Genomic DNA, 14,314 nt, shown 5'->3' with positions numbered 1-14,314 from the left:
NCGCGCCGCCGCGCTCGCGGCGACCACGGCGACACCCAGCGAGGTCTTTCCGTATTTGCAACCGGTGTTCCAGAATATTGCGACCGCGCAGGTCTCCAAAAGCGCGCTGCAAGCGATCGATTTGGGTTACGCACAAGCGCACGACAAGATCGTGTTTCATCCCGACGAGTTGCTCTGGGTCGCCATTCGACAGGCCCGTGCGGCGGCCGATGTCGGCCATACGCCACCACTTCCCGTGACCCATATCCCCGTCGCCGGCCGCACAGGCATTGCGAACTTTGAAATGGTGCTGATCAACATGCGCGAAGGCGGCATGATCAGCGCCCACGATTACAAAGTCGCACGCAGTGCAGCCGTCGCGCTATGCGGTGGCGAAGTCGAGGCCGGCACGCGTGTCAACGAGGACTGGTTGCTCGCCGTTGAACGCCGCGAGTTCGTCGCGTTGCTTCGCACCGCCGAAACGCAGGCCCGCATCCAGCACACGCTGGAAACGGGCAAGCCGCTACGCAACTGACGCCGTCACCCACATCGCCTCGTAAAGATCGGAGCATCTGATGAGCAAACAGATTCAAGACGCCTACATCATCGCCGCCACCCGCCTGCCTGTCGGCAAGCGCAACGGCCAGTACGCCACGACCCGTCCCGATGATCTTCTGGCGGCCGTCCTGCGCGCTGCGTTGGCACAGGTCCCCTCTCTGGACGCTGCGCGCGTCGAAGACGTCATCGTCGGTTGCGCCATGCCCGAGGCCGAGCAAGGCATGAACGTGGCGCGCATGAGCCTGCTGCTGGCCGGCCTGCCCGACAATGTTCCCGGTGTCACCGTCAATCGTTTTTGCGCCTCGGGCCTGCAGGCCGTCGCGGATGCTGCGGCACGGATCCGCCTGGGCCTTGCCGATGTCATGATTGCCGCTGGCACCGAATCCATGAGCGCCATGCCGCAAATCATGGGCAATAAAGTCGCCATCAATCCGGAAATTTTCGCGCACGATGAAAACCTGGGCATGGCCTACGGCATGGGCCTGACGGGCGAAAAAGTCGCCGCGCAATGGAAAGTCTCGCGCGAAGATCAGGATGCATTTGCCCTCGCCTCGCATCAAAAAGCCTGCGCCGCCATCGCGGCGGGGCATTTCGATGCCGAGATCACACCCTATCAAATAGTGCACCACCTGCCCGGTGAAGCAGGGTCTGTACGCACCCTCGAAAAACGCGCCGAGCGTGACGAGGGTCCCCGCCCTGACACCGATGCCGCTGCTCTCGCCAAACTGCGACCGGTCTTTGCGGCACGCGGCTCCGTCACTGCGGGCAACAGCTCGCAGATGTCGGACGGCGCTGCTGCCGTCGTGCTGGTGTCCGAACGCGTCTTGCGCGAACTCAACGTGGCGCCGCTCGCCCGTTTTGTCGGATTCTCCGTCGCGGGCGTTCCTCCGCAAATCATGGGCATCGGCCCCAAAATGGCGATCCCCAAGGCGCTGGCCCAGACTGGCATTGCCCAGCAAGACCTGGACTGGATCGAGCTGAACGAAGCCTTTGCCGCGCAATCACTGGCCGTCATGCGCGATCTGGATCTCGACCCGGCCAAGGTCAACCCCTTGGGTGGCGCCATTGCCCTCGGCCACCCCTTGGGCGCCACCGGCGCCATTCGCACCGCCACGGTCATACACGGCCTGCGGCGCACGGGCGGCAAATACGGCATGGTGACGATGTGCGTGGGCACAGGCATGGGCGCGGCGGGCATTTTCGAGGCGCTATAACCCTCTCCTCCAGATCCATCGCTTAGTCTCCTATGGAACGCATCTGGCTCGATCACTACCCGCCTGGCGTACCCGCCGACATCGACATCTCGGACTGCGCATCGCTGCTCACGATCCTGGATGACAGTTATCGGCGTTTCCCCGACCGGCCCGCCTATACCAGCCTGGGCACGACCCTGAGCTATGCGCAGTTTGATCGCCTGTCACGCGATTTTGCCGCCTGGTTGCAATCGCGTGGTCTGCGACAAGGTGATCGTGTCGCGCTGATGTTGCCCAATCTGCTGCAATATCCCGTCTGCCTGTTCGGGGCATTGCGCGCGGGTTGTGTCGTCGTGAACTGCAACCCGCTCTACACCGCGCACGAACTCGCGCATCAACTCCGTGACGCCGGCGCACAGGCCATCGTCGTGGCCGACAACTTTGCGCATACGCTGCAACAGGCTTTGCCGCACACGGCACTGCGGCACATTGTCACTACCTCGATCGGCGAACTGCTGGGCCCCCTCAAAGGGCGTGTCATCGATCTGGTGGTGCGCCATGTCAAGCACAAAGTCCCCACGTGGTCCTTGCCCGGCGCCGTACGTCTACGTCGAGCCCTGTCCGAGGGTCATCCCCTGCCTTTACGTCCGCCCATGCTGACGCGTGCCGATCCGGCCTTTCTGCAATACACCGGCGGGACGACGGGTGTGGCAAAAGCCGCGGTACTGAGCCATGGCAACATGCTGGCTAACCTGCACCAGGCACACGCCTGGGTAGGCAACCATCTGCGCGAGGGGGTCGAATGCATCGTCACCGCCTTGCCGCTCTACCACGTGTTCGCCCTGACTGCGAATTGCCTGATCTCCATCAAACTGGGTGCGCGCAACCTGCTGATTCCGGACGCACGCGATCTGCCTGCCCTGATCAAAGCCCTGCGCAACACGCCGTTTTCCGTGATCACTGGCGTCAACACTTTGTTTCGCGCGCTGCTGAATCACCCCGACTTTGCCAAGCTCGATTTCTCTCAGTTGCGCATCACCCTGGCGGGCGGCATAGCTGTCCAACGCGCCGTCGCGCAACAATGGCGTGACGTCACCGGTGTCTCGCTATGCCAGGCCTATGGACTGACAGAGACCTCTCCCGCCGTGACGCTGAACCCGTTGAATGTGGAGACCTTCACCGGCTCCATCGGCCTGCCGGTGCCGTCCACCGAATTATCCATCCGCGACGACGATGGCCGCGAGCTTGCCCAAGGCGACACCGGCGAACTCTGCGTGCGCGGCCCACAGGTGATGTCCGGCTACTGGAATCGCCCCGAGGAAACCGCACTGGTCTTTTATCCCGACGGTTTTCTGCGTACCGGCGACATCGGCTACGTTGATGAACGCGGCGACGTCTATCTGGTCGACCGCAAAAAAGATCTCATCCTGGTGTCGGGCTTCAACGTCTATCCGAACGAGGTCGAAGACGCCGCCGCTCTGCATCCCGGCGTACGCGAAGTCGCCGCCGTCGGCGTCCCGGACGAACGCTCTGGCGAAGCCGTCAAGCTCTTCGTCATCCGCAATGATCCCGCCCTCGATGCCCAGACCTTGATCGCCCATTGCCGCCAACATTTAACGGGCTACAAGGTGCCGCGTCACGTCGAATTTCGGGATGCATTGCCCCGCAGCGCCGTGGGCAAAATCCTGAGACGAGAACTCCGGCCCGCCGCGACACAATCATCCGCTGCGGCGCCGCGATAGCCGTCACATTGCTTCGCCGGGCCCTGACCCGGCAACCCGAGCTATCAGGGTAAACAAGCGTCTGTCGCGCCGGACAATTGCCATATTATTCTATAAAATAAATGCGACTCATTTTTATTATCAAACATATTCGCATAAATTAGGAATCCCCTTGAAACATCCTTCGCCCGCTGTACCAGCCCGCAAGGTCTCCCCCCTTACTTTGGCAATCGTAGCCGCCAGCCTGCCCTCCTTTGCCGCACAGGCCCAAGAAAACGCTAACACCGCGGCCACCCTGCCCACGGTGACCATCACCGGTTCGCAGGCGACGGCGACCAGCCCCGTTTATGGCTACGTGCCCACCCGTAGCGCCACTGGCACCAAAACCGACACGCCCCTGCTCGAAACCCCGCAAGCTATCACCGTGATCCCGCGCGATCAGTTCGTCGACCAAGGTGCTCAAAACGTACAAGATGCCCTGAACTATGCGGCCGGCGTACGCCCCAACGCCTATGGGGTCGACAACCGAGCCGACTACGTTCGCGTGCGAGGTGTCGAGCCCGTTCAGTACCTGGACGGATTGCGCCAGTTTTTCAGCTACAACAACCCCCGCACCGAAATCTATGCGCTGGAACGATTGGAACTGCTGCGCGGTCCGTCGTCGATGCTGTATGGCCAGGGCAGCACCGGTGGCGTGCTCAACCTCGTGAGCAAACGTCCCCAACCCGAAGCCCAGCACGAAATCGGGGTGATTCTCGGCAATCACAATCGCAAAGAAATCCAGGCCGACCTGACCGGCCCGGTCACTGAAGACGGCCAATGGCTGTACCGCATTATTGCCGTAGCCCGTGAAAGCGATACACAAGTGCAATACGCCACCGACGACCGGCTACTGCTCGCGCCCTCGCTCACTTGGCAACCCAGCGCCGCTACATCGCTGACATTTCAGGGCTATTTCCAAAAAGACAAGGCGGGAACCACCCAATCATTTTTACCCTGGCAAGGTACCGTCAGCGACAACCCCAACGGCCAGATCCCGACGCGCCGCTTTGTCAGCGAACCAGGCTTTGATGCCTATGACACCGAGCAATTCAGCGTGGGCTGGCTGTTCGAACACCAATTCAACGACCGCTGGACGGTACGTCAGAACTTTCGCAACACCATCAGCAAGGTCGACTACAAATCCCTCTATCCCGACTCCTACTGGAATCCCGAAGCCCCCTACATCGACCCCGAGCAGACCACGCTCAATCGATACTTTTATGTCCACAAGCCCCGCATGCGCACCTTGTTGGTCGATCAAAACCTGGAAGGCAAACTGAACTGGGGGCAGACCGAGCACACGGTGTTGTTCGGCTTTGACTACAGCCGTTATCGCGAGACCGGGCAGGAGGTCTCGGGCATGGGCAGTCCGTTGAATGTGTATCACCCCATCTACGGCAACATCCCCGAGTATGACCTCGCCGATACGCCCAAGACCGTACAACAGCAAATGGGTTTTTACGCGCAGGACCAGATGCGTTATCGCAACTGGATATTCCTGGCGGGCATCCGTCATGATCGGGCGCAAACGGACATCGAAGGCAGCGATCGCGAAGTCGACAATGCCACCACCAAGCGCTTTGGCCTGCTCTACGCGGCCGACAACGGCCTTTCGCCGTACATCAGCTACAGCGAATCCTTTACGCCCATCGGCGGCACGGACTTCTACAGCAATCGCTGGAAACCCATGCGCGGCAAACAATGGGAACTGGGCTTGAAATACATGCCCCCGAACCAGGACCTGCAGTTCACGGCGGCTGCTTATGACCTGCGCGAGAAGAACCGCCAGGCACCGGATCCCTCCAACCCCAACAATCAAATCCAGGCCGGCAAAACCCGTACGCGTGGCGTCGAACTAGAACTACGTGGCAGCGTGACCAAGCAGATCGATGTGATCGCCAACTACATCTACACCGACATCGATCCCCAGTTGGAGCCCGTGCCCAAACACATGGCGTCACTATGGGGCAAGTATCGCTTTGCGGTCGCCAACCTGTCCGGGTTTTCGGCGGGTGCAGGCGTGCGCTACCTCGGTTCATTCACAGATGGCAATGCCCCCGAAACGCCCTCAGTCACGCTGTTTGATGCGATGCTGGCCTACGATAGCGGTCCGTGGCGCTACGCGTTGAACGTCAACAATATCGCGGACAAAACCTACGAGGTCACGTGCCTGAAACGCGGCGATTGCTTTTACGGCCAGCGCCGCACGGTAACGCTAAGTGCGGCGTATCGGTTCTGATGCAATCCGGGCGGCCGTATCTTGACTGGCCGCCGCCATCAATCGACGCGAGCACCCGACTGTTTCACCACCACCGCCCACTTGTTCACGTCGGACTGCAGCATCTCTCCCAATTGCTCCGGCGTGGTTTGCAACGGCTCGGCAGCGTGCTTGGCCAGAGTTTTCCTGAACTCCGGATTTGCCAACAAGGCCCCGACATCGTGATTGATCTTGCTCACAATATCGTCCGGCACACCTGCCGGCCCAAACACGGCAAACCATGGCGCCACATGGAAATCGGGATAACCGGACTCGGCAATCGTGGGGATATTCGGGAATCGCGACGACCGCGTATTGCTGGAAATGGCGATCCCACGCAGGGCGCCCGCATCCACCTGTTGAGCGATCGAGGGCACACTGCTGAACACGACATCCAACCGCCCTCCCAGTAAATCCGTCAAGGCAGGCGAGGCCCCCTTGTAAGGAACATGCGTCAACTTGGTATCAGCGACATGATTCACCATTTCTCCCAGCAAGTGATTCACCGTACCGCTGCCGGCCGACCCAAAGGTCATGCCCGGATTGGCACGCGCCAGTGCGACGAACTCCTGAAACGTCTGGGCCTTGACGTCCTTGTTGATGGCCACGATGAACGGCACGGTCGCCACCGCCGCGATGGGCGTAAAGTCCTTGATAGGATCAAAGGGCAGGTCGCGCAGGCTCACGTTGATGGCCTGCGTACCCTCATAGGTCAGCAACAGCGTGTAGCCATCGCCAGGTGCCTTGGCCACCGCGTCCAGCCCGATGTTGCCCCCCGCGCCGGCTTTGTTTTCCACCACGACGCTCTGCCCCCAAGCATCCGTCAGCCCCTGGGCAATCAGACGGCCAAGCGCGTCTGACGCCCCGCCCGGCGACTGCGGCACAATCAATTTCACGGGATGGTCGGGGTAATTCGCCGACCAGGCCGGCACCGCAGAGAGGGCGCAGGCCAATGCCGCCGCCGTACCCACCAAAAATTTACGGAATGTCATTGTCACCTCTTCGTTATTTGTCGTTATTCGACTTGTCGTATGCAATTCATGCCTGGACAGGCCGCGCCATCACGCGGGCGGGTGCACCGTCGGACTCTTCGATATTGAGCGCCACAAAGGCGAACTCGAGTCGCTGCCCCGCCAGGCCGGTCAGGCCGCATACGTTCTCAGAAACGAGCACGCCGTGACTCAGCAAGACATGATGGGCCGGCCAATCATAGTGATCCGGCCTTCGGGAAACCGGCAGGTCCGGCGTAGGCACATCGAACGCGGCAAGTTTCACGCCGTGATCGACCAGCCAGCGCGCCGCATCGGGCGCCAGGTACGGATGGTCGTGATATTGCGGCGTGCCCGCGTACTGGCTCCATCCTGTATCGATGGCCACGATATCGCCCGATCGCACCTCGACATCAAAGGGCTGCAAGTCCTCTACCGTGATGGCCTCGCCCGCACCACGATCAATACGCAGCACAACACCCGGGCCGCATAGTCGGTCCAGCGCGATCTCGTGAAAGGCCGGGCCATCGACAAAGAAATGTCGCGGCGCATCCACATGCGTGCCGACGTGCACCACCATCTGCATCTCGGTAACGTTCAAGGGGTCATCAGGCAAGCTTTTAATACGCCGAAACACCGGTTGAGGAAACACGCTCGCGCGTGGCACAGCATGCCCTAGCGGGTACGTCAGGTCACGCCACGGACCCGTCGGCACTGCCGGTTGCGATGACGGCAGTGCACACCAGCCTTTCCACCCGGTACCGATCTGATGAGGGTTATCACACATGACGATCTCCTAGTCCTTGTACGCCAATGAAAGTGAAAAGATGCGTCCCGAATGAGAGCAGCCGGGCACACGCCCTCTCGGACGCCTCGTCTCGCTAACCGTCACTGGACACCTGCAGGGATTCCTTGGCGCGAATCAGCGCCACGACCACATCGTTGACGGGCGTGGGTACGCCTAGCTCTCGACCCAGGCGAACAATGGCGCCGTTGATAGCATCGACCTCGCAACGCCGACCAGCCTGCAAATCCAGCAGCATCGACGGCCGGGCATCCGGAATTTTTCCGCCCAGGGCGCGCACATGCGCAATGGGATCGGGCAAGCCCAGATCGACACCCAGAGCCTGGGCCACCGCAACGGCTTCGCGCGAACATCCCGAGGCGACCTCCCAGGCATAAGGATGATTGATGATCTGTCCGATGGTCAATTCCGTCAGGCCCGCCGTTCCCGAATAGGCCACGTTCATGATGACCTTTTTCCAGACCATACTGGCGACGTCGTCGTGCAGCGCCACGTCGAAACCAGAGGAACGCCAGACTTCCGCAGAGGCTTCCAGGCTGCGCCGCGGCAAACCCGCATAAGCACCGAACCACGTCACGGCCAGGCCATTGTGATGCGCATGTCCCGACTCCCGGATCGACGCGCCATAACCGCCCACCACGCCGACAGCCAGATGCGACGGATCCACATGGCGCGCCACGATGTCGGGCGAGCCCACGCCGTTCTGAATCGTTTGCACCACGGTATCCGCGCCCATCAACGGCCCCACCGAACGGGCAGCCGCTTCGACATCGAATGCCTTGGTCGCGATGATGACCACGTCGCACGGACCGATGCCCTCGACGGTCGTCGCCGCACTGGCCAGGCGCACGACCCGGTCACCGCTATACCCTGACACATGCAGCCCATGGGCATTGATCGCGTCGACATGCCCCTGCCAAGGGGTCACGGCATGGACCTCATGACCCGCTGCTGCCATCAGGCCGGCGTACACCGACCCCATTGCACCGCAGCCCACAATACATACTTTTGCCATCGTTGCCTCCTTCGGAACTCAATCGAGTTTGATGTCTGCTTTTTTGATGATGGCGCCCCAACGCTCAAACTCCGACTGCGTATAACCTCGCAACTCGTCGGGCGACATCGTGCCCACCGACATTCCGGCGCTTTGCACCCCCTTGCGGACAGCATCGGTATCCAGGACGCGATTAAAGGCGGTATTCAGGCGGTTCACGATGTCCGGCGCCAGGTTGGCGGGACCATAGATAGCGAACCACGACTCCAGATCGTAGCCCGGCAAGCCCAGCTCCGCCGTCGCCGGTACGTCGGGCAACGCATCCAGTCGGTTTTTGCCCGATACCGCGATGGGGCGCACCAGTCCCGACTTGACCTGTCCCATCGCCCCTGCCGGACTCGTGATATAGACGTCAACCGTACCGGCCGCCAACGCCTGCATCGCATCCCCCGCTCCCTTGAACGGAATATGCGTCATGGAGATATCGGCCATCTGTTCCAACATAACGGCGCCCACGTGCGGAACCGAACCGTGCCCGGATGAGGCATAGTTCACCTTGCCGGGATTCGCCTTGGCATACTTGATCAAGCCCGCCAAATCCTTGTACGGCGCCTTGTTGCTGATCACCAGCAGTTGGGGAGAGTTCGCGACAAAGGCGATTGAGGTAAACCGTTTGACGGGATCCAGGTCCAGGTTCTTGAACAAATGCGGATTGCTGACCAGATAGCCGTTGTAGCCAAACAGCAGCGTGTAGCCATCGGCGGACGCATTGGCCACAAATCCATTACCCAGATTACCCGACCCGCCGGGTTTGTTCACCACGACGATGGACCGCCCCAACTCCGCGCCCAACGGCTCGGCCAACAAGCGCGCCAGATAATCCGTCGAGCCTCCTGGTGGCGAGCCGACAATCAGATTGATGGATTGTTTGGGCCAATCCTCGGCAGATACCGGCGTGATGATCCCGCACAACGCCAGCGTCGTCAGGCCCGCACGCAAAAATTTGGTTAGCAGCATTATTGTCGTCCTCCTCCAGTTGAAACTGCGGGACGGGCGTATCGCCCGTCGTCGTCACGTCATGCAGCCCTGCGACTCACGCGCCTTGGGCCTGACCAACTTGTACGCCAACCCATTGCTCCAGCGTTTTCACAATCGTGGTGGAGTTCTCCTTGGGGCCTACTTGCAACACCGTTTGCATCCACAGACGATCAACGGCCGTACCCACCCACAGCGGCACTTGGAGTTCCTCGGCCATGTCCATGCACAAGCGGACATCCTTGCGCATCAGGGCATTGGCAAAACCATTGTCGAACGTACGCGGCAGCACATGTTTGGGAAAGCGGTCTTCGGTCGCCGAGTTTTTGCCCGAGCCCGAATTCAGCGTATTCAGAATGACCTCGGCCTGCAAGCCTGCTTTCACGCCCAATACCGTCGCCTCGGCTGCCAGCGCCAGATGGGCAGCCGCCATCAGATTGTTGATCAGCTTCATGCTCTGACCCTGACCAACCTCAGGCCCAATGATGCTGATTTTTCCCAGTGGTTTGAAGATATGGTCCAGTTCGGCCACCACGTCAGGCGCGCCCGAGACCATGAGCACCAATGTGCCTGCACGCGCGCCCGCCACGCCACCACTGACCGGGGCATCAATGGAACGCACGCCCCCGTCAGCCAGTGCCGCCGCCATGCTCTTGGCCGTAGTCGGTCCGGTCGTCGACATGTCGATGTACGTGCGCAGCCGCTTGCCCTGCACCAAGCCATCTGCACCCGTCACCACCTGGCGCACGACATCCGGCGTGGGCAGGCACACGCACACGATTTCGCAACGCGACGCGACTTCGGCGGGCGTCGCCGCCTGCACAACATCCAGACCTTCAAAGCGTGAATACGCTTGTGGCTGTGCATCATGGACCACCAGCGGCAAGCCCGAATTGGCGAGCCGATAAGCCAATTCTCCGCCCATGCTTCCCAGGCCGATAAATCCGACGGGTTGAGGGGTCGTCATACTTTCGCCTCCTGTGGCGCTTGTTCGAGGGTTTGCTGGATGACTCGACTGGCAACGCGAAAACCCTCGACACCGGCCGGCACGCCCGCATAAACGGCCGCCTGCAGCAAGGCCTCCTGGATTTCCTCGGTCGAGCAATCATTTTTCAACGCTGCACGCACGTGGATTTCGAGTTCCGTCGATCGGTTTAACGCGCTTAGCATGGCGATATTCAGCAAGCTGCGAATCTTGCGTGGCAGGCCCGGACGACTCCAGATCTCGCCCCAGCAGTACTCGGTGGCCAATTGCTGCATCGGCTGGTTAAACGCGTCAGCGCCCCACAACGCCGTATCGATTTTCTCCTTACCGAGTAACTCTTCTCGTATCTTCAGACCTTTCTCGAAATTTTCGTTCCTGCGGTAGGATGATGTTTCGTGCTTCATATGATTGACTCACATAGAAAAGAGGATTGAAGTCCACTCGGGACCGCCGTCTCATTCGCTTGGGGGTTCGGCATGGTGGGTATCGCCGGTGCGCAATTCGCATATCGCAAAGGTTCTCCGTACCCGTGTGCCGTAGCCTGCGTGTTCGTATTAGCGGGCAAACCACTGCGGCAGCCACAGCGCAGTAGTGGGCCAAGCCAGCACAATCAGCGCCAGCAGGATCAACATGCCGACGTAGGGAACGCTGCCACGAATGGCCTCCTGCAGCGTGCCTTGGCCAGAACGCGTAACGACATACAGGTTCATCCCGATGGGTGGGGTGATCAGGCCGATCTCCATAGCGATGACGAACAGCACGGCGAAGTGCACTGGATTCACGCCCAACGCAATCATGGCGGGCAACAGCATCGGTACCATGATCAACAGCATGGATGTGGCTTCCATGAACATACCCAGCACCAACAGGATGCCCATGATCACCAGATTGAATTGCCAGGGATTGAGGCCCATGTCCTGCACCATGGCCGCCACCCTGTGGCCCAGATCCACAATGCTCAGGTAATGGCCCAGCAGCATCGCCGCAGCCAGAATGATCATGATCGCGCTCGTATCGATCATGGACTTTCCCATAATGCGCAGGATCTCGAGAAAGCGCATCCTGTTGTAGAAAATCTGGCTCACGAGAATGGCGTACACCACCGACACAATGGCCGCCTCGGTGGGTGTGTAGATACCGCCATAAATGCCCCCTAGTATCATCACCGGCAACAACAGGCTGGGCAACGCTTCCTTTAGCGCGGCCATCCTCTCTGGCAATGATGCTCTGGGCCGGCGGGGATAGTTCTTGAGTCGCGCGATGGTCATCGCGCACACCAATAAACTGAGCACCGCGAGCAAGCCGGGAATCAACGTGGCAGAGAACAACGCCACCACCGACTGATCGGTGATAAAGCCGTAGAGAATCAGGGGAATGCTGGGCGGAATCAAAATCCCCAGCGTGCCGCCGGCGGCCGTCACGCCCATGGCATAGGATCGATCGTAGCCCGCGGCCACCATCGCAGGAATGGCGATTGAGCCAATCGCCAGCGCGGTGGCCACACTCGAGCCGGAGATGGCCGAGAATATGGCGCACGCCAAAATAGTGGCTACCCCCAAGCCGCCCCACACATGCCCCACCCAAACGCGCGCGAACTTGACCAGCGCATCTGAAATCCCGCCCGCGGTCATCAGGTTCGCCGTCATCACAAAAAAAGGCACCGCCATCAACGTGAACGGTGTCAGGCTGTTATAGATAATCTCGGCCGACGCCACCAGCGGCAGTTCGGCGATATAAAAACCGAGTAATGCGCTCAGGCCCAGCGACAAATAAATGGGGGCACCGATAGCCAGCAACACCATCAACAAAACAACAGGCAAGTAGTCAATCACGACGAAGCCCCTTTGTCATGCGGCGCACGCGAGCAAACAAGGCAACACCCGCAATCGCGAAACCAACCGGCACCGCCGCCCGCGCCACCCACTGTGGGAACTGCAAAGCCGTCGGCGAGACCTCGTTGAAAACATGGCGCTGCCAGGCTACCTCGACACCGAAATACACGATCAGGGCGACAAACAACAACGTCAGCACAAATGACAGCCACGACGATACGTTCTGCCAAAACGGCGGCAATCGTTCCACCAGGACCGTTGCGCGCAGATGCTCATTCAAAAACTCACCGATGCCAAAGGCAATCAGCGTGCCCCAGACAATCAAGTACGTGACGACTTCGTCCGAAAAACTGACGGCCGACGAAAACAAGTAACGGGACACCACCGCCAACGCGCCCATCAGCGTAGCGACAAGCGCAATCGCGCCAAGCACCAGCAGACCTCTATCGCGCAACGTATCCGACACCATGTCATACCTCAAAAAATAAAAAATGCCCCCACGCCGCGCCTTCGGCTTGCTGCCCCCCAAGGGGGCGTTTTTACCTTGGGGCGGCCCGGCGGTAAAAATATCGATGAAGCGGTGTGCGCAGCACACCGCCTGGCTGTGCGTTACGGCGCGCCTGCGCTAGCGCGCGCACTCGCCTCAGCCTGCTCGAGATTTTCTGCTTTGATGTAGGCCGCCCCCGCCTTGTCGGCCGCCTTGGAGAATGCCTTTACCTCAGCGGGCTGCAGCACCTTGACCTTTACGCCCTTCTCGCGAAAGCGCTCAAGGGCTGCCTTATGGATGCGCTCCAACTCGGCGTCTTGCCAACGCACGGATTCCTCCATGGTATCGAGCATGACTTGCTGCAAATCAGCGGGCAATTTTTTCCAGGAACGCAGGTTCATGATCGCAACGTAGGGGGTGTACTTGTAATTGGCATAGGTCAGATTCCCGACCAATTCCCACCCCTTTACCGAGTCCAGGCCGGACAGGGTCGTCTCCAGGCCGTCAATCACGCCCTGCAACAAGGCGGTTGGCACTTCGGGCCACGCCATCTGCACCGGCTGCGCGCCAAAGGCCTTAAACGTCTGCTCAACCAGAGGGTTTCCCACCACACGGATTTTTTTGCCATTGAAATCCGCAGGCGCCTGAATCAGGGTGGACTTTTTATTAGTGCCCCATACCCAGGCGCCCATGTTGTAGTAGCCCAGGATCTTGACGCCCAGTTTTTCCTCAAAGCGCTGGGACAGTTCCTTGCCAAACTCGCCCGCCAACACCCGACGATACTGGTCATAGCTGATCCCCCACATAGAGGGCAATTCAAAGACCGACGCCTCGGGTATCACCGTCGTCAACAGGCCACTAGGGGGCGCACCGATATCCACTGTTCCCGATCCCACCGCGGGAATCACGTTGACATCGTTGTACAACTGGGCGCTGGGGTATACGCGAATCGAAATTCGCCCGTTGGATTTTTCCTTGACCAGGTCGGCCCATTTCTGAAAGGCTTGTACCTTGACATTGGTGGTGGCCGAATCCGCCGAAAACCGGAATTTAAACTCTTGAGCGACAGCCTGCTGGCTCACCAATGCCAGGCCGACGGACAACAATAGGGCATTCAATACCTTCATGACTCCTCCTTATTTATCGTTTTCGTTTTTTCCAGACGACACACGGCGGGCGCGGCAATGCGCCACCTGATATATGCGTTGGGGAAATCGGACTCCCGGCCGTGGATGTCCGTTAGTGATTTGATCTTCGTCGGCGAACACCGCAACCGTCGCTGCGGGCGCTGCAGAAATCTGAATCTGGCATGACGAAAATCGTTGTCTCTGCAGGCAGTATATCGACGTCTAATCCCGCGACAAGTGCGATTTGATCAATAGCCATTAACGAAACTCGAAGGGCTATTGCACCGAGGTGTGGCCTCGGGTTGCCGGC

Annotated in this window: 12 protein-coding genes and 1 pseudogene; 4 read left to right on the top strand and 9 right to left on the bottom strand. The window is 59.9% G+C overall.

The genetic code is table 11. From position 1 onward, the window contains the following. Window position 1: 1 nt before the first annotated feature. From ACNAZS_RS21960 to ACNAZS_RS21945, 4 genes and pseudogenes are all read left to right on the top strand, one after another. Window positions 2-514: pseudogene (locus ACNAZS_RS21960) on the top strand (3-hydroxyacyl-CoA dehydrogenase); the annotation flags it as partial. 40 nt (window positions 515-554) lie between these two features. Next, window positions 555-1,751 (top strand): acetyl-CoA C-acyltransferase, encoded by a 1,197-nt coding sequence (locus tag ACNAZS_RS21955; protein ID WP_415792645.1) that lies wholly within the window; start codon window positions 555-557, stop codon window positions 1,749-1,751. A gap of 32 nt (window positions 1,752-1,783) precedes the next feature. After that, window positions 1,784-3,472 carry an AMP-binding protein gene (locus ACNAZS_RS21950; protein WP_415792643.1) on the top strand — a complete coding sequence of 563 codons (1,689 nt, stop codon included), beginning with the start codon at window positions 1,784-1,786 and terminating at the stop codon, window positions 3,470-3,472. Window positions 3,473-3,623: 151 nt separating this feature from the next. After that, window positions 3,624-5,732, top strand: coding sequence for a TonB-dependent siderophore receptor (locus ACNAZS_RS21945; RefSeq protein WP_415792642.1), 2,109 nt, complete (start codon window positions 3,624-3,626; stop codon window positions 5,730-5,732). Window positions 5,733-5,770: 38 nt separating this feature from the next. Here ACNAZS_RS21945 and ACNAZS_RS21940 read toward each other — a convergent pair whose 3' ends face one another. The 9 genes from ACNAZS_RS21940 to ACNAZS_RS21900 all read right to left on the bottom strand — a co-directional run bounded on the left by ACNAZS_RS21940 (window position 5,771) and on the right by ACNAZS_RS21900 (window position 14,004). Further along, window positions 5,771-6,742, bottom strand: coding sequence for a Bug family tripartite tricarboxylate transporter substrate binding protein (locus ACNAZS_RS21940; protein ID WP_415792641.1), 972 nt, complete (start codon window positions 6,740-6,742; stop codon window positions 5,771-5,773). Between the two features lie 46 nt (window positions 6,743-6,788). Continuing rightward, window positions 6,789-7,526: a cyclase family protein gene (locus ACNAZS_RS21935; RefSeq protein WP_415792640.1), complete on the bottom strand. Its 738-nt coding sequence runs from the start codon at window positions 7,524-7,526 to the stop codon at window positions 6,789-6,791. 94 nt (window positions 7,527-7,620) lie between these two features. Beyond that, window positions 7,621-8,559 carry a ketopantoate reductase family protein gene (locus tag ACNAZS_RS21930; protein WP_415792639.1) on the bottom strand — a complete coding sequence of 313 codons (939 nt, stop codon included), beginning with the start codon at window positions 8,557-8,559 and terminating at the stop codon, window positions 7,621-7,623. 18 nt (window positions 8,560-8,577) lie between these two features. Continuing rightward, entirely contained in the window at window positions 8,578-9,555 is a 978-nt protein-coding gene (locus ACNAZS_RS21925) for a Bug family tripartite tricarboxylate transporter substrate binding protein (protein ID WP_415792638.1), read from the bottom strand. A gap of 76 nt (window positions 9,556-9,631) precedes the next feature. Further along, the gene (locus tag ACNAZS_RS21920; protein WP_415792637.1) at window positions 9,632-10,540 is read right to left on the bottom strand and encodes an NAD(P)-dependent oxidoreductase; all 909 of its coding nucleotides are present in this window, start codon (window positions 10,538-10,540) and stop codon (window positions 9,632-9,634) included. Continuing rightward, window positions 10,537-10,962 carry a carboxymuconolactone decarboxylase family protein gene (locus ACNAZS_RS21915; RefSeq protein ID WP_415792636.1) on the bottom strand — a complete coding sequence of 142 codons (426 nt, stop codon included), beginning with the start codon at window positions 10,960-10,962 and terminating at the stop codon, window positions 10,537-10,539. The genes ACNAZS_RS21920 and ACNAZS_RS21915 overlap by 4 nt, the downstream gene beginning before the upstream one ends. Before the next feature lie 150 nt (window positions 10,963-11,112). Further along, window positions 11,113-12,390, bottom strand: a complete 1,278-nt coding sequence (locus tag ACNAZS_RS21910) for a TRAP transporter large permease (protein WP_415792635.1) — start codon at window positions 12,388-12,390, stop codon at window positions 11,113-11,115. Beyond that, window positions 12,383-12,859 (bottom strand): TRAP transporter small permease, encoded by a 477-nt coding sequence (locus ACNAZS_RS21905; protein ID WP_415792634.1) that lies wholly within the window; start codon window positions 12,857-12,859, stop codon window positions 12,383-12,385. Before ACNAZS_RS21905 ends, ACNAZS_RS21910 begins: the two co-directional genes overlap by 8 nt. A 140-nt stretch (window positions 12,860-12,999) precedes the next feature. After that, window positions 13,000-14,004: a TRAP transporter substrate-binding protein gene (locus tag ACNAZS_RS21900; RefSeq protein WP_415792633.1), complete on the bottom strand. Its 1,005-nt coding sequence runs from the start codon at window positions 14,002-14,004 to the stop codon at window positions 13,000-13,002. Window positions 14,005-14,314: the final 310 nt, after the last annotated feature.

This window comes from Bordetella tumulicola (genome assembly GCF_965138755.1).
In the GTDB taxonomy this organism is placed as follows: Bacteria; Pseudomonadota; Gammaproteobacteria; order Burkholderiales; family Burkholderiaceae_B; genus Bordetella_A; species Bordetella_A tumulicola.
Note: the sequence above shows the minus strand (reverse complement) of the source record. Positions and strands in the feature narration are given on the sequence as shown.